This window comes from Brevundimonas sp. FV1ps31S, from assembly GCF_058681265.1.
The window spans coordinates 2425777-2445234 of sequence record NZ_CM178735.1; the positions used below are offsets into that span (position 1 = coordinate 2425777).

20 protein-coding genes are annotated in these 19458 nt (G+C 67.3%); 12 read left to right on the forward strand and 8 right to left on the reverse strand.

From position 1 onward, the window contains the following. Positions 1-84 precede the first annotated feature (84 nt). Positions 85-1296, forward strand: coding sequence for a tRNA 2-thiouridine(34) synthase MnmA (gene mnmA, locus ACVPT3_RS11520; RefSeq protein WP_492041022.1), 1212 nt, complete (start codon positions 85-87; stop codon positions 1294-1296). Positions 1297-1299: 3 nt separating this feature from the next. On the opposite strand, the gene ACVPT3_RS11525 is transcribed toward mnmA, so the two are convergent. After that, positions 1300-2067: an energy transducer TonB family protein gene (locus tag ACVPT3_RS11525; protein ID WP_492041023.1), complete on the reverse strand. Its 768-nt coding sequence runs from the start codon at positions 2065-2067 to the stop codon at positions 1300-1302. A 109-nt stretch (positions 2068-2176) separates the two neighbouring features. Here ACVPT3_RS11525 and ACVPT3_RS11530 point away from each other — a divergent pair, with 109 nt between their 5' ends. From ACVPT3_RS11530 to ACVPT3_RS11540, 3 genes are all read left to right on the forward strand, one after another. Then, positions 2177-4678 (forward strand): TonB-dependent receptor plug domain-containing protein, encoded by a 2502-nt coding sequence (locus ACVPT3_RS11530; RefSeq protein WP_492041024.1) that lies wholly within the window; start codon positions 2177-2179, stop codon positions 4676-4678. Further along, positions 4675-5775, forward strand: coding sequence for a cytochrome-c peroxidase (locus ACVPT3_RS11535; RefSeq protein WP_492041025.1), 1101 nt, complete (start codon positions 4675-4677; stop codon positions 5773-5775). Before ACVPT3_RS11530 ends, ACVPT3_RS11535 begins: the two co-directional genes overlap by 4 nt. 86 nt (positions 5776-5861) lie before the next feature. Continuing rightward, complete coding sequence (locus tag ACVPT3_RS11540; protein ID WP_492041026.1) at positions 5862-7805, forward strand: S9 family peptidase; 1944 nt, start codon at positions 5862-5864, stop codon at positions 7803-7805. Positions 7806-7839: 34 nt separating this feature from the next. Here the strand turns inward: ACVPT3_RS11540 and ACVPT3_RS11545 are convergent, their stop codons facing one another. Beyond that, a complete protein-coding gene (locus ACVPT3_RS11545) occupies positions 7840-8190 on the reverse strand; it encodes a VOC family protein (protein WP_492041027.1) in 351 nt (116 codons plus the stop codon). A gap of 56 nt (positions 8191-8246) precedes the next feature. Beyond that, on the reverse strand, positions 8247-8948 hold the full coding sequence (locus ACVPT3_RS11550; protein ID WP_492041028.1) for a helix-turn-helix transcriptional regulator: 702 nt from the start codon (positions 8946-8948) through the stop codon (positions 8247-8249). A 146-nt stretch (positions 8949-9094) separates the two neighbouring features. Between ACVPT3_RS11550 and ACVPT3_RS11555 the strand changes: the two genes are divergently transcribed. After that, positions 9095-10597: a CehA/McbA family metallohydrolase domain-containing protein gene (locus ACVPT3_RS11555; RefSeq protein WP_492041029.1), complete on the forward strand. Its 1503-nt coding sequence runs from the start codon at positions 9095-9097 to the stop codon at positions 10595-10597. A 16-nt stretch (positions 10598-10613) separates the two neighbouring features. On the opposite strand, the gene ACVPT3_RS11560 is transcribed toward ACVPT3_RS11555, so the two are convergent. Continuing rightward, a complete protein-coding gene (locus tag ACVPT3_RS11560; RefSeq protein WP_492041030.1) occupies positions 10614-11522 on the reverse strand; it encodes an MBL fold metallo-hydrolase in 909 nt (302 codons plus the stop codon). A 117-nt stretch (positions 11523-11639) separates the two neighbouring features. Here ACVPT3_RS11560 and ACVPT3_RS11565 point away from each other — a divergent pair, with 117 nt between their 5' ends. Both ACVPT3_RS11565 and ACVPT3_RS11570 read left to right on the forward strand, forming a co-directional pair. Beyond that, positions 11640-12242, forward strand: coding sequence for a DUF2975 domain-containing protein (locus ACVPT3_RS11565; RefSeq protein ID WP_492041031.1), 603 nt, complete (start codon positions 11640-11642; stop codon positions 12240-12242). Continuing rightward, a complete protein-coding gene (locus tag ACVPT3_RS11570) occupies positions 12242-12514 on the forward strand; it encodes a helix-turn-helix domain-containing protein (protein ID WP_492041032.1) in 273 nt (90 codons plus the stop codon). Before ACVPT3_RS11565 ends, ACVPT3_RS11570 begins: the two co-directional genes overlap by 1 nt. A gap of 9 nt (positions 12515-12523) precedes the next feature. Here ACVPT3_RS11570 and ACVPT3_RS11575 read toward each other — a convergent pair whose 3' ends face one another. Next, the gene (locus ACVPT3_RS11575) at positions 12524-13015 is read right to left on the reverse strand and encodes a winged helix-turn-helix transcriptional regulator (protein WP_492041033.1); all 492 of its coding nucleotides are present in this window, start codon (positions 13013-13015) and stop codon (positions 12524-12526) included. Positions 13016-13203: 188 nt separating this feature from the next. On the opposite strand from ACVPT3_RS11575, the gene ACVPT3_RS11580 reads away from it, so the two are divergent. The 5 genes from ACVPT3_RS11580 to ACVPT3_RS11600 all read left to right on the forward strand — a co-directional run bounded on the left by ACVPT3_RS11580 (position 13204) and on the right by ACVPT3_RS11600 (position 17524). Continuing rightward, positions 13204-14052 carry an acyl-CoA thioesterase gene (locus ACVPT3_RS11580; protein ID WP_492041034.1) on the forward strand — a complete coding sequence of 283 codons (849 nt, stop codon included), beginning with the start codon at positions 13204-13206 and terminating at the stop codon, positions 14050-14052. Positions 14053-14119: 67 nt separating this feature from the next. Then, complete coding sequence (locus ACVPT3_RS11585) at positions 14120-14395, forward strand: hypothetical protein (protein WP_492041035.1); 276 nt, start codon at positions 14120-14122, stop codon at positions 14393-14395. Positions 14396-14465: 70 nt separating this feature from the next. Next, a complete protein-coding gene (locus tag ACVPT3_RS11590) occupies positions 14466-15158 on the forward strand; it encodes an alpha/beta fold hydrolase (RefSeq protein ID WP_492041036.1) in 693 nt (230 codons plus the stop codon). A 112-nt stretch (positions 15159-15270) separates the two neighbouring features. After that, complete coding sequence (locus tag ACVPT3_RS11595; RefSeq protein ID WP_492041037.1) at positions 15271-16434, forward strand: YjgN family protein; 1164 nt, start codon at positions 15271-15273, stop codon at positions 16432-16434. A gap of 1 nt (position 16435) precedes the next feature. Then, positions 16436-17524 carry a M48 family metallopeptidase gene (locus tag ACVPT3_RS11600; protein ID WP_492041038.1) on the forward strand — a complete coding sequence of 363 codons (1089 nt, stop codon included), beginning with the start codon at positions 16436-16438 and terminating at the stop codon, positions 17522-17524. Here the strand turns inward: ACVPT3_RS11600 and ACVPT3_RS11605 are convergent. From ACVPT3_RS11605 to queC, 3 genes are read right to left on the reverse strand one after another with little or no spacing between them, the layout of a single operon-like run. Further along, positions 17519-17887: a 6-pyruvoyl trahydropterin synthase family protein gene (locus tag ACVPT3_RS11605; protein WP_482850876.1), complete on the reverse strand. Its 369-nt coding sequence runs from the start codon at positions 17885-17887 to the stop codon at positions 17519-17521. The genes ACVPT3_RS11600 and ACVPT3_RS11605 overlap by 6 nt on opposite strands. Next, positions 17887-18522: a 7-carboxy-7-deazaguanine synthase gene (queE, locus tag ACVPT3_RS11610; protein WP_492041039.1), complete on the reverse strand. Its 636-nt coding sequence runs from the start codon at positions 18520-18522 to the stop codon at positions 17887-17889. Before queE ends, ACVPT3_RS11605 begins: the two co-directional genes overlap by 1 nt. Further along, positions 18519-19250 carry a 7-cyano-7-deazaguanine synthase QueC gene (queC, locus tag ACVPT3_RS11615; protein WP_492041040.1) on the reverse strand — a complete coding sequence of 244 codons (732 nt, stop codon included), beginning with the start codon at positions 19248-19250 and terminating at the stop codon, positions 18519-18521. Before queC ends, queE begins: the two co-directional genes overlap by 4 nt. Positions 19251-19458: the final 208 nt, after the last annotated feature.

A 19458-nucleotide genomic window follows, 5' to 3' on the forward strand; every position in this document is an offset into this window, starting at 1 on the left:
CCCAAAGACGAGGAGGGCCGCATCCGGCGACGGATGCGGCCCTTTTCGTTTCCAAGCCTCGAAATCGCGCCGGTTCCGCACTAAATGGCGGCCATGACCCTGGTCGAAGACATCTGCCCTGTTCCCGACATTCGCCGCACCGACATGGATGCGGCGGTCGAGAACGCGCGGGCGGCGGTTGGCCTGCCGGTCGGGGCGCGCATCGTCGCGGCCATGTCGGGCGGGGTGGACTCCACCGTCGTCGCCGCTTTGCTGCACAAGGCCGGCTATGACGTCGTCGGCGTGACCCTGCAACTCTATGACCACGGCGCGGCGCTGAAGAAGAAGGGCGCCTGCTGCGCGGGCCAGGACATTCACGACGCCCGTCTGGCCGCCGAAATGATCGGCATCCCCCACTATGTTCTGGACTACGAGAGCCGGTTCAAGGACGCGGTGATCGATCAGTTCGCCGATTCCTACCTGAAGGGCCAGACCCCGGTCCCCTGCATCCGCTGCAATCAGACGGTCAAGTTCCGCGACCTGCTGGACGTCGCCCGCGACCTGGGGGCCGAGGCCATGGCGACCGGCCATTACGTCCGCCGCGCTGCGGTGGGCAACCGCTCGCAGATGCGCAAGGCGATCGACCATTCGCGCGACCAGTCCTATTTCCTGTTCGCCACCACCCAGGATCAGCTCGACTATCTGCGCTTCCCCCTGGCCGATCTGGAAAAGCCCCAGGTGCGCGGCGTCGCCGCCGAACTGGGGCTGAAGATCGCCGCCAAGCCGGACAGCCAGGACATCTGTTTCGTCCCCTCGGGCGACTATCGCACCCTGATCGACCGGCTGCGTCCACAAGGGCGCGAGGCCGGCGAGATCGTGCACATGGACGGCCGGGTTCTGGGAAGCCACGCCGGCATAACCGACTATACCATCGGCCAGCGCCGGGGCCTGAACGTCGCCGTTGGCGAGCCCCTGTTCGTCGTCAAGCTGGAGCCTGAAGCCCGCCGCGTCATCGTCGGCCCGCGCGAAGCCCTGCTGACCGCAAGCCTGACGCTGGAAGAAACCAACTGGCTGGGCGATGAAGCCACGATCCAGGAGGCCGCCACGTCCGGTCTCCCCGTCCTGGCCCGCGTCCGCTCGACCCGCCAGCCCTCGCCCGCCCGTCTGGCCCTGGTCGACGGCGACGTCCGCATCGTCTTCGATGAGGGCGAGGAAGGCGTCGCCCCCGGTCAGGCCTGCGCCCTGTACGACCCGACCGACCCCGACCGCGTCCTGGGCGGCGGCTTCATCCGCGACACGACGGCGGTCGCGGTCTGAGCTTCAGCGCGCGGATCGCCCGCCCTCGCGCGGCCGATAATCCAGCCTCACCCGGAACTCGCGCGTCCGCCAGGTGGTGTTGGGCGGCGGACGGGGAAAGGGCTCTGCGGCCCTGATCTGGCTCAGAGTCACGGCGTCCAGCGCGGCCCGGCCGCTGCCGGTCAATATACGCTCGTTGCTGACCCGCCCCCGCCGATCCAGGGTGAAGGCCACCGTCACCATGCCCGTGACCCCGCCGGGGTGGCGCTTGTGCGTCTCCACCCACCGCAAGACCTGGGCGTAATAGTCGTCCACCTGGGCGCCGGCATTGGCGCCCGTCGTCGTCGCCGCCCCGCCGCCCGTCATACCCCGCCGTGAATCCCGCGCCCCATCCGCGCTCGCCTCACCCCGACCCGTCCCTTCAGTCTGGATCGTCGCGAGCGACGCCGAGGCGACGGAGGTCAGGGCGGCGACAGGTGTCGTCTCCAGGCCAAGAACCGGGGTCGGCCGGATCATCGGCGTCGGCAGGACAGGCGCAATGCTGGGCGTCGGCTTCGGGGCCGTCTCTGCGGGTGGCTCGGCCTTGGCCGCCATGGAATCCGCCGATCCGTTTTCGCTGTCGAAGGCCGCACGCGGCGTCAGGGTCAGCTCGATCACCGGAGCCCCGCCCTGGTCGGGCGCGGGCGGATGGACGGCTTCGACCGCAAGCGTCGCCAGTAGACCCAGCTGAACGACCGCGACGACCAGTCCGATCGCCGCCTTGGCGAACGGGGAAACGAACTTGGACGGCATGCGCGACCGAATAGAACCGGATTGTTGAGAACGCAACTGATAATGAGTTGCAATTAAGGTGTGTCGCGGGTACCCCGCGTCCCCTTTAATAGGGTTGGGGTTCATCACCATGCGTATCGCACTCGTCTCATCCGCCAGCGCGGCGGCTCTTCTGCTCGCCGGCGCTGCTCAGGCTCAGGGCCAGACGCAGAACCAGGCGGATCAAGCCGACGCCGCCATCCCCACCGTCGTCGTCACCGACGAATCCCGCGCCTCCACCGCCTACAGCTACGGCTCGCCAATCAACTCCGGTGAAACGACCTTCAGCGCCGACTCAATCCGCGACCGCGCGCCGGGCTCCGGCGACGCCAACCAACTGCTGAAACTCGTTCCGACGGTGCAGTTCAGCAACGACGAGGGCATGGCGGTTGACGAGAACCTTCAGGATATCCGTCCGGCCCAGATCTCAATCGCCGGGGCCAGTCCCTGGGACAATCTGTTCATCCTAGACGGGGTCAGCGTAGGCTCGCGCCTGTTCAGCCCAGACGGCGTCCAGGGCATCGACACTGTCGCCAGCGGCTCGGTCCAAGGCATCTGGGTGGACTCCAGCCTGATCGGCAAGATGACCCTGCTCGATTCAAACGTCTCAGCCGAATACAGCGGCTTCTTGGGCGGCGTCTTAGATGTCGAAACGCGCACGCCTGCGCACACCTATGGCGTCACCGCCTACTACGGCCTGACGCGGACAGACATGGCCAGCTACCGCATGTCTGACTCGGTGCGCGCACGACTGAACGGCGTCTTTCCCGAACAGCCGGATTACGAAAAGACGCGCTACGGCTTCTCCGTAGACCTGCCCGTCAACGAACGTCTGCGCTTGTTGGCCGCCTACAGCTATTCCGACTCCCTGGTCACCTACTATCGCACGGCAGGCTATGTTGATCCGACCTACGGCCAGACCAGTACGTCCGAGAACTATCTCCTCAAGGCCGAATACGACCTAGCTTCAAACCTGACGTTCGACGGCCAGATCAACTGGAGCCCCTATGAAAGCACCAATGCGGCGGCGGCGTCCATTGACAGTCTGATGCGCCAGCAAGGCGGCGGCCTGACGACCAAGGCGCGATTGCGTGGCCAACACGGCGACGCCCGGTGGGCGGTGCAACTCAGCTACACCGACGCCGACAGCGGCCGCGAGGCGCCGGGAATCAACTATTCGCTGCCGAGCTCCGATCCGAATGTGGACTGGTGCACGCGTTCCACCTGCACCAAGGGCAGTTTCGGCGACATTGACCAGTACCAGAAGGATCTGGGTCTGAAGGCGACCTGGACCCAGCCCCTCGGCGCCGGAGATCTGAATCTGGGACTCGAATTCACCCAGGTCGATGTGATGAGAAATCGACCGGAAACCAACTACGCCTATCAGACGCCGGTCGCCAGCACCTCGACCCAGTGCGCCGATCCTGCCGAGGAAGCCGCTTTAACCTGCATTCCCGGCTCCTACGCCATTTCCCGAATGCAGGTTTATCGGGCCTATCGCACCGAGGTCGATCTGCAGTCCTACGGCCTGTGGAGCGAATATGACTTCGACTGGGCTGGTTTCGAGGTCCGCGCAGGCCTGCGCTACGACTACGAGTCCTTCCTGGACAATCATAGCGTCGCGCCGCGCCTGTCGATTTCCCATGGTCTGCCTTGGGCCGGCATGACGGCGACGATCGGCGCCAATCGCTATTATCGCCAATCCTTCCTCGGCTACGCCATCCGCGAAAACACCCTTCAGACCCAGCAGTACACGCGCACCGCCGTAAACGGCGTCTGGGGAAACACGTGGCGGCTGACCAACGAATCCAGTCTGAACCGCTATTCCCAGGCAGACCTGTCCACGCCCTACTCCGATGAGCTGACCGCGGCTATGCAAGGCTACCTGTTAGGGGGGCGTTTCCGCGTCAAGGGCATCCTGCGCGACGGCAAGGACCAATTCTCTGTCAGCGAGGTTCGCGAGACCTACATCACCGACTCGGGCGGGACAAACACCCGTTTGGTCGGCACCCCGAACAACGACGGGTATTCGAAATACCGCGGGCTGTCGCTGGAATGGAACCGCGACTTCGGCCGCCGACATAATCTGGCGTTGAACACCAACTTCTCGAAGTCTCAAGCCACCAACATAAGCCTGTTTGACGAGAGCGCGGATCTCGAAGGCGACACCCTCGTCTACTACAAGGGCGAAGTAGTTTCTCTGTTCAAGGCCTTGTCGGACAATCAACGCGAGGACTTCGCCTCCCCCATTATCATAAACGCCGACTGGGCCTCGTCCTGGTTCGACGGACGCATGCGCACCAACGTCAATGCGCGCTTCAGAGACGAATTCACTCGTGTGGAAGACACCGGGGAAACCGCCACCGTGGATGGCGTCCGCTACGATGTCTATGGGCCGATCACCTATGACGCCTCGGTCGATGTCAATCTGTCTGTCCAGGCCGAAATCGTTCGGACCCAGTACGGCACGACGACCCTCGACCTGCGCGTGAACAACCTGTTCGACACGGTCCGCAACAACAACTCGACCTCGACCACCAACCCTTATCAGCTGGGTCGTAATCTCTGGGTCTCGTTGAAGTACCAATATTGAACCCCGCCCGCGACATCACCGCCCTCGTCGTCGCCGTCCTCGCGCTCCATCTGGGCGTGGGGGCGGCGGTGTCGAGGGTCCAAACGCCTTCCAGCGACGGCGAACTGCGCCTCGCCTACGCCGGCGGCCCGGACACCTGGCCCCGTCCGCTCCTGCAAGAGGGCGCGACCTTCGCCGAGTTCGCCTCCCTGCCCCCGGCGCCCGAGCCGGCTGACAATCCGACGACACCGGAAAAGGCCGCCCTGGGCCAGCGCCTGTTCGAGGATCCGAAACTGTCCGCCTCGGGCCAGATCGCCTGCGCCTCCTGCCATGCGCGGGAACTGGGCTTCGCCGACGGCGTCCGCACCTCCTTCGGCCATGACCGCCAAAGGGGACGGCGCAACGCGCCATCTGTGGCGACCGCCGCCTGGGCGACCAGCCTGTTCTGGGACGGTCGGGTCAGGACCCTGGAGGAGCAGAGCCTGCACCCCATTGTCGACGCCAGGGAGATGGCCGCCGACCTGCCTGTGGTCACGGCCCGCATCGCCGCCGACCCATCCTACGCCGCCCCCTTCGCCCAGGCCTTCGGCTCGCCCGAGGTCACGACCGACCGGATCGCAAAGGCCCTGGCCGCCTTCCAGCGCACCCTGAAACCCCGCTCCAGCCCCTACGCCCGCTTCCTCGCCGGCCGGGCCGACGCGCTGAACGATCAACAGCTGCGCGGCCTGCACCTGTTCCGCACCAAGGCCGGTTGCGCCAACTGCCACTCCGGCCCCCTGCTCAGCGACCAGAATTTCCACAATCTGGGCCTCAGCTTCTATGGCCGCGCGCGTCAGGATCTGGGCCGCTATGAAGTTACCGGCGCGCCCGCCGACGTCGGCGCCTTCCGCACCCCGTCCCTGCTCAATGTGAGCCGCACGGGCCCGTGGATGCACAACGGCCTGTTGCCGACGCTCGAGGGCGTGGTCGCCTTCTACGACGCCGGCGGCGCCCGCCCCCTTCCCCGCCCGGACCAGAAGGACGATCCCCTCTTCCCGACCACCGACCCCCTGCTGGCCAAACGGAACCTGACGGCCCAGGAACGCGCGGACCTCGTCGCCTTCCTGGAGGCGCTTTAGGCCCGCAGGATTAAATCGGAGACAGGCTGCATCCGCCGTGGTCTTCTGGCGCCTCTTACGGTCATCATCCCTGACGAGAGGTTCCGATGCGCACCGCCGCCTGCCTGGTTTCCGTACTGGCCCTGATGGCCGCCCTTCCCGCCTCGGCCCTCGCCGCCGAGGCTGCGACCCAGCCCGCCGCCCATTCCGCCCCCGTCCAGCCGGCGACGCCCACCTATACCGCGGCGCAGTTCTTCGACACGACCAGCTATGGCCTGGCCTACAGCGGGGCCAAGGCCTTTTCGCCCGATGGCAAATCGGTGCTGATCCGCTCGGACAAGACGGGCGTGTTCAACGCCTACGCCCTGCCCATCGCGGGCGGCGATCCCGTCGCCCTGACCGCCTCGACCACCAGCGCCGCCAACCCGGTCAGCTATTTCCCGAGCGACGCCCGCATCCTGTTCAGCCAGGACGGCGGCGGAGATGAGCTGAGCCATCTGTTCGTTCGCGCCGTCGACGGAACCGTCACCGACCTGACGCCGGGGGACAAGGTCAAGGCCGACTTCCTGGGCTGGAGCCGCGACGGCAAGACCTTCTATGTCATGTCCAACGGTCGCGACGCGGCGGCCTTCGACGTCATCGCCTATGACGCCGCCACCTACGAGCACCGGATGGTGTTCGAGAACACCGGCGGCTTCTCCCCTGCGGCCTTGTCGCCGGACGGCCGCTGGCTGGTGCTGGACAAGTCGCTGACCAGCGCCAACAACGATCTCTATCTGGCGGATCTGACCCAGCCGGGCGAACCCAAGCTGCTGACGCCGCACGAAGGCGATATCGCCTACGCCGCCTATGACTTCACGCCGGATTCGAAGGCGGTTTTGATCGGCACTGACCAGAACGGCGAGTTCCAGCAGGCTTTCCGCCACGATCTGACGACCGGCGCCGTGACGCCCCTGATCCAGGCTGACTGGGATGTCAGCTTCGTCTTCTATTCGCCCAGCGGCCGCTACCGCGTCTCGGGCCTGAACGCCGACGCCAAGACCGATCTGACCCTGCTGGACACGACGGCGAACCGTCCGGTCGCCCTGAACGGCCTGCCCGACGGCGACATCGGCAATGTGCGCTTCAGCGAAGACGAGAAGACCATCGCCTTCACCGTCTCGTCCGACACCTCGCCGGCCGACATCTTCGTCGCCGACCTGACCACCGGCCAGGCCCGCCGCCTGACCCACGCCCTGAACCCCGCCATCAATGAGGACGTCCTGGTCGAGGCGACCATCGTACGCTATCCCGGCGAAGGCGGCGTGATGATCCCGGCGGTTCTTTACAAGCCCCGGGGCGCCTCGGCCGCCCATCCGGCGCCGGCCATCGTCCTGGTCCACGGCGGGCCCGGGGGCCAGACCCGACGCGGCTATTCGGCCATGGTCCAGCACCTGGTGAACCACGGCTATGCGGTGCTGGGCGCCAACAACCGGGGCAGCTCCGGCTACGGCAAGACCTTCTTCCACATGGACGACAAGAAGCACGGCGAGGCCGACCTGCGCGACATCGTCGCCGGCGGCGAATGGCTGCGTCAGCAGGACTGGGTCGCCGACGACCAGGTGGCGGTTATGGGCGGATCCTACGGGGGCTACATGACCGCCGCCGCCCTGGCCTTCCATCCGGACGCCTTCACCGCCGGGGTCAACATCTTCGGCGTGACCAACTGGGTGCGCACCCTGGAGTCCATCCCCGCCTGGTGGGGCGCCAATCGCATCGCCCTGTATGACGAGATGGGCGACCCCGCGACCGACGCCGAACGCCACCGCCGCATCTCGCCCCTGTTCCATACCGACGGGATCACCAAGCCCCTGCTGGTCGTCCAGGGCGCCAACGACCCGCGTGTGCTTCAGGTCGAGAGCGACGAACTGGTCGCCGCCGTCCGCGCCAACGGCGTGCCGGTGGAATACGTCCTCTTCCCCAACGAGGGTCACGGCTTCACCCGCCGCGACAATCGCATCACCGCCCAGGAGGCCTATCTGGCCTTCCTGGACAAATACGTGCGCCAATGACCGCTGGGCGGCGCGTGTTGGAACACGCGCCGCCTCACGCCGCCGCGAACACCCTCAGCCGGTTGCCGTCCGGGTCGCGCGCCACGAAGCCGCGCCCGGCCTCCATCTCCGTGGGCGGGATCAGGATGCGCGCGCCCCGGTCCCAGCAGTCGATATGGGCCTGTTCGACGGCCGCCGGGTCTTCGAGCGGAAACTCCAGCTCGCGCCCCTCGCCCGCCTCAGCGCCGGCCCGCCGCATCAGGCCCAGCGCCCGGCCCGAGCGCATCATGAACAGGGCTCGGTCCGGCCCTGCCATCAAGGGACGGCGCCCCAGAAGGCCAGAATAGAAGCGGGCGCTGGCCTCGGGATCAGCCACCGCCAGAAGAATGTCGTCGATGTCGGTCATGTTCGCCCTCCGCCTTCTACGAGAACAAACCTAGACCGGACTACTGCCAGTTCCTGTCAGCATGATCCCGCCTCACCCCGTTTTTCCTGCGCCTCGCGCCAGGTCTTCAGCAGGGCCTGGCGGCGGGCCGGATAGCGCGCCTCCGTCACCTCGGCTTCAACGATCCGGTCGGTGCGGAAACTGCGAAAATTCTGCCGCAGCTCGCACCAGGCCAGCAGCAGCCGCACCCGGTCGAAGAAGACCAGGGCGAAGGGCCAGACCACCCGCTCCGACGCCGCCCCCGCCTCGTCGCGATAACAGAGCCTCAGCCGCCGCTCGGTGCGGATCGCCTTCCTCAACAGGGCGGGATCGACCAGATCGGTCGGAAACGGCGCGCCGGGCACGACCAACAGGGCCGAGGTCTCCATCTCGTCGCGCAGGTCCGGCGGCACCACCGCCGCGATCCGGGCCAGCGCCCCCAGGGCCGCCTCACGCATCCGCGCATCGGCCCGGTCGGCGACCCAGCGCGAGCCCAGCACCAGGGCCTCCACCTCCTCCGGCGTGAACATCAACGGCGGCAGCAGGAAGCCCGGCTTCAGCACATAGCCGACCCCCGGCTCCCCCTCGATCGTCGCCCCCTGGGCCTGCAGGCTGGCGATGTCGCGATACAGGGTGCGCAGACTGACCCCCGTCTCCTCCGCCAGCGCACGACCGCTGACCGGCCGGCGACGCCGCCGCAGGGCGTTCAGAAGATCGAGCAGGCGTTCGGACCGGGACACGACGCGATTCTAACAGACCTGCTGCCAGAAAGCGGCAGCATCCATCCCCCTCAACCCCGTCCGGGGCGCCATCTGTCGCACCGGTTTTTCGTCAGTCTGTCATATGGAGCCGTTAGGCGGGGTCGAACCCTGCCGGAACCCGTCGCATGACCCTTCGCCCTCACGCCGCGATCCTGATCGCCCTGACCGTCGTCGCCACGCCGGCCTTTGCGCACGAGGGCCATGACCACCACCATCCGGCTCGCCTCCAGCCGGTCGCGCCCGCCGCATCCGTCGCCACGGACGAAGCGCGGACCTGGCTGGCCGGGGACCACCACGTCCACAGCCGCTACAGCGTCGGCTATACGCCCGATCCCGCCAACCCGGACGCCCCGCCTACGGCCGTCATCGCCGGCGACGCCATCTATCCGATCCCCCAGAACGCCCGCATGGCCCATCGCTTCGGCCTGGCCTGGATGGTCTCGACCGACCACGGCGGCCCCAATCATTCCAAGCTGAACGCCGAACAGGCCTATCCCGAACTGCTGATGGCCCGGCAGGAGATCCCAGACCTGCTGCTTTTCTACGGCATGGAGTTCGACACCCCCGGCGGCGACCATTCCAGCCTGATCCTGCCCCGCACCGAAGCCGAGCGGGACACCCTGCGCGACCTGGAAAGCCGCTTCGCCAAGCGCGAGCCCTGGCCCGCCGACCCCGCCCGCGATCAGGAGCCGCGCATGATCGAGGCCCTGCGGGTCATGGACGGGCTGAACGACCGGCCTGTGGTGATCGCCAACCACCCGTCGCGCTCGGCGACGGGTTTGGGGGAATACGGCCAGTACGACCCGGCCGAACTGCGCGACTGGAACGACACCGCCCCGCGCGTGGCGGTCGGCATGGAAGGCGCGCCGGGCCACCAGGCCTCGACCCTGAACCCCGACGGCTCGATCAAGCCCGACGGCATGCGTGGCATCTACGGCCGCGCCCCGACCATGGGCGGCTTCGACCAGATGACGGCGCGGCTGGGCGGTTTCTGGGACTCGATGCTGGGCGAGGGTCGTCGCTGGTGGATCACCTCGACCTCGGACTCGCACCGCCACTATAGCGAGGGCGGCGTCGACTTCTGGCCCGGCGAATATTCCAAGACCTATGTCCTCGCCCGCCGCGACCACGCCGATGTGCTGGACGGCCTGCGCGCGGGCCGCATCTTCGTGACCACCGGCGACCTGATTTCCGAGTTGGACGTGACGGCGCAATCCGGCGGCCATTCGGCGGACATCGGCGGCGAACTGAAGGCCCCGGCGAACCAGTCTGTCGTCGTCACCATCCGCCTGCGCGACCCCGCCGCCCCCAATGTCTCGGGCAAGGACAGCGCCGTCGCTCGCATCGACCTGATCGTCGGCGACGTCACCGGCCCCCGCCCCGACCGCGACGCCGACCACAACCCCTCCACCCGGGTCGAGCGCCGCTTCACCGCCGCCGACTGGACCCGCGACGGCGATATCATCACCGTCCGCCACGCCCTCCCCGCCTCGCCCACGCCCCGCTATATCCGCGTGCGCGGCACCAACGGCGCCGAGCTTGAGCCCACCCCCGACCCCGCCGGCGAAGACCCCTGGAGCGACCTGTGGTTCTACGCCAACCCGGTGTTCATCACGCCGCAGGGGTGAGGGCTTCTCAGAAGTCCTAGTCGGTCTGATTCGTCCGTGACTGATGCCCCAGGAAGACTTCAACCTGGGGATGGGCGGCGGCGAAGCGGCGCAGACGCTGCGCGGACGCTTCAGCGTCGGCGCGGACCGAGGCCGGCAGCGGCTGGGGCATGGCCTGTTCCCAGCCCAGTCGTGTCGACACCGCGTCCCCGACCACCAGCTTCGGACCATCCACCGCATTGATCAGATAGCCGGTCGAGCCTGGTGAATGCCCCGGCAGGCTCAAGGCCCAGACCGACCCGTCGCCGAAGATGTCTATGATCCCGGCGAATGCCCCATCAGGATCGGGCGAAAACGCCCATTCGTGCAACGGCCCCTTTCCCTCCAGCGCCGTATCCGCCGGCCGTCCGATCACGCGATACGTCCAGCTCCGCTCCTCGGCGTCCCCGCGACCGACATAGACTGTGGTATCGTCCGGCACGTCCAACAGCCCACCCACATGGTCGAAATGCAGATGGGTCAGGAAGACCGCGCGCGGCGACGCCCGCCCTTGCAGCCATTCGGCCGTAGTCTGCTCGACCCTTACGTTCAGATCGCGCAGGGCGCGGCGCATCAGAGGATTGAGACGCGGCTCCAGATCAGCCGAAACGCCGCTGTCGATCAGATATCGACCGAACCGGGGATGGTCGATGACATAGGCGTAGATCACCGCCTCCTCCATCCCCTTGGGAACGCCGGCGGTGCGGGGGTCGTCGCGATCGATGAACGCCCCGCGTCCCGCCGTCCATCGCGCGAAGACAACCCGCTCGAAGGTCACGACGCCACGCTGGGACAGGCTGGCTTCCAGGGCGGAAGCGCGCGAGGGCGCGCCCAGGTCGGATGCAACGACGGGATGGACGGCCGCCACAGTGGCGCATCCGCCGGGCGCCAGCAGGAGGACAGGCATGACAAGCCCGATCCATCGTGAAATCCTCGGCGATCCCATGCGGCGTCTCCCCTGCTTGCGTGGCGTTACATATCGAAATACATAAAAATATATCTGTCAATCAAAGAGACCGTGGTTATGGCCACTATCGTTGAACTCCCACCCCCGGTTCCGGCCGAGGCCGCCTCCTTGACGAGGATCCGAGGTCTCAGCCGCCCGCTGGAATGGCTGTTCGCCGCCCTCTTCGTCATCGGCGCCGTGATCCTGGCCACCGCCGTCGTCGGCGTTCTGGCCTATGACGGACCGAGACTTCAGGTCCGGCCGGGCGGGATGCAGATCATGCTGGGCCGCGACGTGCCGCCCCTGCCCCCCGGCTGGACCACGGTCGGAGTTCTGCCCTTCACCCGTAAGCTGGCCCTGGCGGGTTCGGCTGCCTTGATGATCGGTCCAGCCCTGGCTGTTCTGTGGGAGTTGCGGCGGCTGTTCGGCCTCTACCACGCGGGAATCGTGCTTGCGGCGGAGAACGCCCGCTGCATCGGCCGGATCGCCCTCTGGCTCCTGGCCTACGCCGTGGCGCCGACGCTGGGACATATCCTGGTCAGCGCCAGCGGCTTCGACGACGACGGCTGGCTCCGGCTCGACAGCGCCAAGGCCCTCTGCCTGGGCCTGGTCCTGCTGGTCATCGCCCGCGTGATGCAGTTGGGCGCCGAGGTCCACGACGACGCTTCGAGGTTTGTCTGATGCCCATCATCCTGCGTCTCGATGTGGTCATGGCCCGGCGCAAGGTGCGCTCCAACGTCCTGGCGCGCGCCATCGGCATTTCGGAGACCAATCTGTCGCTGCTGAAATCCGGCAAGGTGCGGGGGCTGAGGTTCGACACCCTCGACGCCCTCTGCCGCTATCTGGACTGCGCGCCGGGCGATATTCTCGAATATGCGCCTGATGAGGACGAGAATGAGGATCAGACCCTCGTCCCGACTTCCACGGCCCGTCGGGCATCCAGACCTGGCTAGGCTTGTTCCCTAAGCCGCCTCGTCCTTCGGCATCACATCCCCCACCGTCGGCCGGTTCTCCGCGCGAGTCAGCAGGATGTCCCTCGGCTTGACGATTTCGTTGCAGCAGCCGCAGGCGATGCGCGGCGTCAGGGTCTGGCCGCAGGTCGAGTGGACCATGTCGATGCCGCAGTCGGTCTCGCCATAGACGTGTTTGGCGCCCCAGCCGTGCAGGGTCACCAGCACCCCGTACAGATCCTTGCCCTTAGGGGTCAGCACATATTCATTGCGCGGCGGACGCTCGGAATAGCGGCGCGGTTCCAGCACCCCGTGCTGGACCAGGCTTTTCAGCCGCGCGGCCAGGACGTTGCGCGCCACGCCCAGATCATCCTGCCACTGCTCGAATCGGCGCACCCCGTTGAAGGCGTCGCGGATGACCAGCAGGGTCCACGGATCGCCGATCACCTCCAGAGTGGCGGCGATGGAGCAGCTTTGGCGGCTGTAGTCTGCGGTGCGTCCCATGCGACAAAAGTGACCCCGCGTCAGCCGCTTGGCAAGAGGGTTGCCAAACCGAACCCGCTAGGTCAGTCTTGTTTGGCAACGGACTGACGGACCTCCCGGTTCGCCGCCCTTGTTCCCGACTGGCGGAAGGCTCTCTTTTAGCCTTCCGCCTCTTCTTCGCCTGACGCAGGATCGCGCCCATGGCTCACATGACGACTCCCATTTCCCTCGACGCCGCCCTGGCCTTCCATACCCTGGACGACGGCGGTCTATCAGCCCCCGTGCCCGGTCATTTCTCCAACGGCCCCTCGGGCCTGGCGCCGGAAAAGGGCTTCCCCTTCGGCGGCCTGCTGGCGGCCCTGTGCGCCCAGGCGATGCGTCATGGCCTGTCCCTGACCGCGCCGCTACGCACCCTGTCGGTCCAGTATCTGTCGGCCGCCCGGTTCGGCGACCAGGTCGCCTTTCGCCCGCGCCTGCTGAAGGGCGGCCGCAATGTGATCTATGCGGCGGTCGAGGCCGAGCAGGACGGCCGCATGACCCATCACGCCACCGGCACCTATGGCCTGGACGGGGACACGCCGCCCCTGACCCCGCTTCATCTGCCGCCTCCCCCGCTGGACAGCCTGAACCCCGCCGCCACCATCCAGGGGCCGATGTCGCCCCACTTCGCCCAGCACGTCGAATACCGTTTCGACGGCGGCCCCAACATCCTGGGCGGCAATGCGGGCAAGCCGGTGATCGAGCGCACCTGGATGCGGATGGCCGACCGCCGGCCGCTGGACGAGGTCGGGCTCTGCTATCTGCTGGACGCCCTCTACCCCCCGGCCTGGACGGCTTCGTCCACCCCGGCGCCCATGACCACCGTCGATCTGCGCATCGACATCCTGACCGACCCGACGCCGCAGACCGCGCCGGACGGCTGGGCCTTCTTCGAGTTCCGGATGCTGGACCTGGGCCTGGGCTGGACGGTGGACGAGGCGACCGCCTGGGGGGCGGACGGAACCCCGCTGGCGATCGCACGACAGCGCCGCAAACTGCTCCCGCAACGGGGCGCCTGACCCCGACGATGGTCAGCCCCCATTCACCATTGGGCTGTATCGTCGACATATCACGAGAGAACCTCCGATGACCGACCGTCGCCCCCTGCGTGCCGCCGCCCTCCCCCTCCTGCTTGGCGCAGCGCTGATGCTCCAGGGCTGCCTCGTCGGCGCCGTGGTCGGCGGAACGGCCGCCGTGGTGGGCGGCACGGCCAAGGCCGGCGGCGCGGTCGTCGGCGCCGGCTTCGACGCCGTCACCACCTCCGATGAGGAAACCCGCGCCCGCCGCGAACGCGAACAGCGCGATTATGAACGCGACCAACGCCGCTGCGAACAGCGGCAGCGTCAGGGCAAGACCTGCTGACCGACTGAGCCAAACGCCGCCTCCTTCGCCCCCTGCGCGGGCGGGAAAGGTTTCGTGCTACTGTCCTCACATGACCCCGACCGTCCTGATCCCCGGCCTCGCCTGCACGGCCGAAATGTTCACGTCCCAGACTGTCGCCCTGTGGCCCCACGGACCCGTCACCGTCGCCTCGACGCTTGAGGGCGACAGCATCGCCGTCATGGCCGCCGCTATCCTGCGCGACGCCCCGCCGCGCTTTGCGCTCGGCGGCATCTCCATGGGGGGCTATATCGCCATGGAGATCCTGCGACAGGCGCCGGAACGGGTCGTAAAGCTGGCCCTGCTCAACACCTCGGCCCGCGCCGACACGCCCGAGCAGATCGATGCGCGACGCCTGCTGATAGAGCGGGTCGGGAACGGCGAACTGGAGGCGGTCCTCGCCCAGGTCACACCCAACCTGCTTCATCCCAACCACCGCGGCCGTCAGGATCTGATCGACGTCCAGATCCGCATGGGCCGCGATGTCGGATCAGACGGTTTCATCCGCCAGGAAGCGGCGATCACCAAGCGGATCGACTCGCGTTCACATCTTGCGGACATCAAGGTTCCAACCCTCGTCCTGGTCGGCGACCGCGACCCGCTGACCCCGCCGGAGCGCGCACAGGAAATCACCGACGCCATCCCCGGCGCCCGCCTCGTCGTCATCCCCGACTGCGGCCACGCCTCCACCCTGGAACAGCCCGAAGCGGTCAGCGCCGCCTTGGTGGAGTGGGTCTCCGCCTGAGGCGCTCCGTCGGCTGCAGCGCCGGCAATGAAGCCCGCTCTCGATTTAATCGATTGCACCCTCGCGTTGTCTGCGGATATCCAGAACAGGGGATACAGTAGGGGGATGCGTTTTGACCGACAGTACCGATGACGCGCCGACGCCGGCGCGCCCGCTTTATGACGCCTTGGGTCCGATTTCCGATCCGGACGAAGGCGCCGAGACCCTGGTCTTCTCCACCACGCTCCAGTCGTCGAAATTCCTGGGCCTCAGCCTGAAGAACGGCCTGCTGAACATCGTGACCCTGACCCTCTGGCGGTTCTGGGGCAAGACCGAGGTGCGGCGTCGGATCTGGCGCGGCGTGCGCCTGAATGACGAGGCCTTCGAATACACTGGTCGCGGCGTCGAACTGTTCGTCGGATTCCTGCTGGCCCTCGTTGTGCTCGGCCTTCCCTTCCTCCTGATCGTCTTTGCGGTTCAGTTCAACCAACCGGGCTTGGCGGCCCTCATCATCTTCCCCTTCTACCTGTTCCTTTACTGGCTTTGGGGCTTCGGCGTCTTCAGCGCCTTTCGCTATATGGCCAGCCGCACGACCTGGCGCGGCATACGCTTCCGGCTGACAGGTTCCGGCGCCAAATACGGCTTACGATTCCTGGGCTATCTTCTGCTCACCAGCATCACCTTCGGCTGGTTCTGGCCGGCGGCCGAACGCAAGCTGGCCGGCTCGCTCTGGGGTGGAATGCGTTTCGGCGACCGCAAGATCGCTTTCCAGATGGGCCGCTCCGAAGGCGAGAGCCTCTACGGCCCCTACGCCATCGGCTGGGTCGGCACCGCCGTCGGCTATGTTGTGCTGATCATTGTCGTTGGCGTCGCACTCGCCGCCCTCAGTCACGCCGGCCTGATGCCGGAACCTGGAACCGCCGGGCCGCCCGACGTCGTGTTCATTCTCGGGATCTACGGCGTCATGGCGCTGCTGGCGCCGATCTTCATGCTGATCTGGGCCCCCTACCACGCCGCCAAGCTCCGCTCGATCGCTCGCGGGGTGACGATGGACAAGGCCGGTTTCACCTTGAAGGTGAACGCCCTGCCCCTGTGGTGGCTGACGGTCAGCAACCTGTTCCTGATCATCATCACCCTGGGCTTCCTGATGCCCTGGGCCCAGGCGCGTACGGCGCGTTTCCTCATCACGCGGCTGAAATCGGACGGCAAGGCCAAGGTCGGGCTGGCGCACCAGACCACCCGCGGCCCCGGTTCGGGCGAAGGCCTGGCCGACGCCTTCGGCTTCTCGGCCATCTGAAATGGAAGGCCGCTTCTACGACGGCAAAAGCGCCCGCCCCTTTCCGGCTGTCGTCGCGGTCGAAGAAGAGGCCGTGACCCTGTCGGCGAACGGGCAGGGCCGGCGCTGGTCGTCCGTGGGGCTGACGGTGGTGTTCGAGGCGGACGAGGCCCGTCTGTCGCACACCGACGATCCCGACGCCCGGCTTGTCCTGTCGCGGGCCGACTGGACCCGGCTGGGCGGAGATCTGGCGATACGAACGGCGCAGCGCGACCGGTCGCGCGAGCGGCGGCTGGCGGTCGCCCTGACCGCCACGGCCGCCGCCGTCGCCGCCTTCGTCTTCATCGGCGTCCCGGCCCTGTCAGGTCCGCTCGCCCGGGCGACGCCGGTCGAATACGAGCGCAACATGGGTAGGAATTTCGACTTGCAGATGAGCGCCCTCTTCTCGCGCTGCGAGGGCGAGGAGGGCCAGGCCGCCCTCCAGGCCATGACCGACCGTCTGGCCTCCAACGCCGACACCGTGTTCGACATCCGCATCCGCGCCGTCCAGGCCCCGATGATCAACGCCTTCGCCCTGCCCGGCGGCTCCATCATCGTCACCGACGACCTGATCCGCTCGGCCGAAACCCCGGACGAGGTGGCGGCCGTGGTCGCGCACGAAATCGCTCACGTCGAAAAGCGCCACGTCATGCAGGCGGTGTGGCGCAGCCTGGGTCTGGGTCTGATCCTGGACGCCGTCGTCGGCGGGGGCTCCGGCGCGGGCCAACAGGCGGTGCTTCTTGCCGGTCAGGCGACCGACCTCAGCTACGGCCGCGCGGCCGAACACGAAGCCGACGAACGGGGCCGCGCGCTGCTGCACGAGGCCGGTTTCAGCTCAAAGGGCATGGCCGCCTTCTTCGACCGCCTGTCTAAGATGGAGAACCAGAAGCTGGCCGAGGCGGCCGAGTTCGCCGCCACCCACCCGGCGTCCGGACGTCGCGCCCGCGAGGCCCGCGAGGCCGAACGTCCCGGCGCTCCCGCCCTCTCCGCCGAAGACTGGCGCCGGGTCAAATCGGCCTGCAATGCCGAAGACCCCAAGCTTCGCGTGATCCGCCGCCAACTGGGCCTATAGGCTCAGCACACACCGCTCGTTGATCGTCGGCCGCGCCACCTGCACCCGGCACAGCCCCGGCCAGTCCGGCTTCAGGGTCTTGGCGAACCACAGGCACAGGTTCTCCAGGCTGGGCAGTTCCAGCCCCTCGTGCTCGTTCAGCATGCCGTGGTCCAGCTGTTCCGCCGCCGCCTTCAGCGCCCGGTCCAGCGCGCCCAGGTCGGCGACCCAGTTGTGCTCGGCGTCAAGGGTCTCGGAGCGGATCGTCGCCTCGACCGTGAAGGAATGGCCGTGGACGCGGCGATAGATGCTGCCCTCGGGTTCGTTGGGAAAGTGGTGGGCGGCGTCGAAGGTCGCCTGTTTGGTGATTTCGAAAACGGGCATTAGCGGACGCCGATGTACTTGTGTGTCTGGACGCTCAGGCGCCACTGGGGATGGGTCAGGCAGTATTCGATGGCGGCGGCGGTGTTCGCCGCCTGGTCGGGGCCGTCCATGGGCTGGAGCCAGAACCGCTCGAACTCCAGGTGTTCGAACCGCTCCGGCAGGGCCTTGGGCTGCGGATAGACCAGCTTCAGCTCCTGACCCTTGATCTGGATCACAGCCGCATCCGCCTTGGGACTGACGCAGATCCAGTCGATCCCGTCCGGCGCCGCCAGGGTGCCATTGGACTCGATGGCGATCTCGAAACCGCGCGCATGCAGGGCCGCGATCAGCGGCGGGTCCAGTTGCAACAGAGGCTCGCCGCCGGTGCAGACCACAAGTTTCGGATCGCCTTCCCGGCCCCGCCACATCGCCGCGACATGATCGGCCAGCCGGTCCGCCGTGGCGAACTTGCCCCCGCCGTCCCCGTCCACGCCGACAAAGTCCGTGTCGCAGAAGGTGCAGACGGCGCTCGCCCGATCCTGCTCGCGCCCGCTCCACAGATTGCAGCCGGCGAAGCGCAGGAAGACCGCGGGCCGGCCCGCCTGTCCGCCCTCGCCCTGCACCGTCAGAAAGACTTCCTTGGCCGAATAGGTCACGTCTCGGCGCCCTGGGACGCGACCCAGTCTTCATAGCCCGCCGCGCGCAGCTCGCAGGCCGGGCATTCGCTGCAGCCATAGCCCCAAGCGTGCCGATGGGTCCGGTCGCCCTGATAGCAGGTGTGACTGTCCTCGATGATCAGCTCGACCAGAGCCTCGCCGCCGATTCGCTCGGCCAGTTCCCAAGTCTGCCCCTTGGTCAGCCACATCAGCGGGGTGTCGATCACCACCGGCTTGTCCAGCCCCAGCGACAGGGCGCGCGCCATGGCCTCCATCGTCTCGTGGCGACAGTCGGGATAACCGGAATAGTCAGTCTCGCACATGCCGCCGACCAGCACCTCCAGCCCGCGCCGATCCGCCAGGGCCGCCGCCGCCACCAGGAAGATCAGGTTGCGCCCCGGCACGAAGGTGGTGGGCAGGCCGCGCGCATCCATCTCGATCTTGCGATCGGCGGTCAGGGCGCTCTCGGCGATCCGGCCATAGCCGGTCAAGTCCACCACATGGTCGTCGCCCAGACGGTCGGCGTACTGCGGGAGGGCCGCCCCCATGCCGGCGCGCACGGCCTGACGGGCCTCCATCTCGACCCGATGGCGCTGGCCATAGTCGAAGCCGACCGTCTCCACCCGCTCGAACCGCTCCAGCGCCCAGGCCAGGCAGGTCGCGCTGTCCTGCCCGCCGGAGAACAGAACCAGAGCCGATGTGGAAGACTTTTCCAGGATGACGCTCATGACGAATCTGCGGTCGGCCGGTCGGCCGCGCGCATGCACAAAGGGATGAGGACCCTAGATGGGTCGGGCCGGCCTTCTACACCAGACCCGCCTCCGGCGCAAAATCCGCCTATGACACCGCTTGTAACGGACGAAACTTTTTGATCGGGCTTAACTAATCCGCAAGCGCTACCGGAGCATATGGGGGGCGAGTAAGGAGTTCCAGGCA

Bases quoted from the DNA above. Each gene is read 5' to 3' on its own strand.
- mnmA (WP_492041022.1), top strand. From the start codon at position 85: ATGGCGGCCATGACCCTGGTCGAAGACATCTGCCCTGTTCCCGACATT.
- ACVPT3_RS11525 (WP_492041023.1), bottom strand. From the start codon at position 2,067: ATGCCGTCCAAGTTCGTTTCCCCGTTCGCCAAGGCGGCGATCGGACTG.
- ACVPT3_RS11530 (WP_492041024.1), top strand. From the start codon at position 2,177: ATGCGTATCGCACTCGTCTCATCCGCCAGCGCGGCGGCTCTTCTGCTC.
- ACVPT3_RS11540 (WP_492041026.1), top strand. From the start codon at position 5,862: ATGCGCACCGCCGCCTGCCTGGTTTCCGTACTGGCCCTGATGGCCGCC.
- ACVPT3_RS11545 (WP_492041027.1), bottom strand. From the start codon at position 8,190: ATGACCGACATCGACGACATTCTTCTGGCGGTGGCTGATCCCGAGGCC.
- ACVPT3_RS11555 (WP_492041029.1), top strand. From the start codon at position 9,095: ATGACCCTTCGCCCTCACGCCGCGATCCTGATCGCCCTGACCGTCGTC.
- ACVPT3_RS11560 (WP_492041030.1), bottom strand. From the start codon at position 11,522: ATGCCTGTCCTCCTGCTGGCGCCCGGCGGATGCGCCACTGTGGCGGCC.
- ACVPT3_RS11565 (WP_492041031.1), top strand. From the start codon at position 11,640: ATGGCCACTATCGTTGAACTCCCACCCCCGGTTCCGGCCGAGGCCGCC.
- ACVPT3_RS11570 (WP_492041032.1), top strand. From the start codon at position 12,242: ATGCCCATCATCCTGCGTCTCGATGTGGTCATGGCCCGGCGCAAGGTG.
- ACVPT3_RS11575 (WP_492041033.1), bottom strand. From the start codon at position 13,015: ATGGGACGCACCGCAGACTACAGCCGCCAAAGCTGCTCCATCGCCGCC.
- ACVPT3_RS11580 (WP_492041034.1), top strand. From the start codon at position 13,204: ATGACGACTCCCATTTCCCTCGACGCCGCCCTGGCCTTCCATACCCTG.
- ACVPT3_RS11585 (WP_492041035.1), top strand. From the start codon at position 14,120: ATGACCGACCGTCGCCCCCTGCGTGCCGCCGCCCTCCCCCTCCTGCTT.
- ACVPT3_RS11590 (WP_492041036.1), top strand. From the start codon at position 14,466: ATGACCCCGACCGTCCTGATCCCCGGCCTCGCCTGCACGGCCGAAATG.
- ACVPT3_RS11600 (WP_492041038.1), top strand. From the start codon at position 16,436: ATGGAAGGCCGCTTCTACGACGGCAAAAGCGCCCGCCCCTTTCCGGCT.
- ACVPT3_RS11605 (WP_482850876.1), bottom strand. From the start codon at position 17,887: ATGCCCGTTTTCGAAATCACCAAACAGGCGACCTTCGACGCCGCCCAC.
- queC (WP_492041040.1), bottom strand. From the start codon at position 19,250: ATGAGCGTCATCCTGGAAAAGTCTTCCACATCGGCTCTGGTTCTGTTC.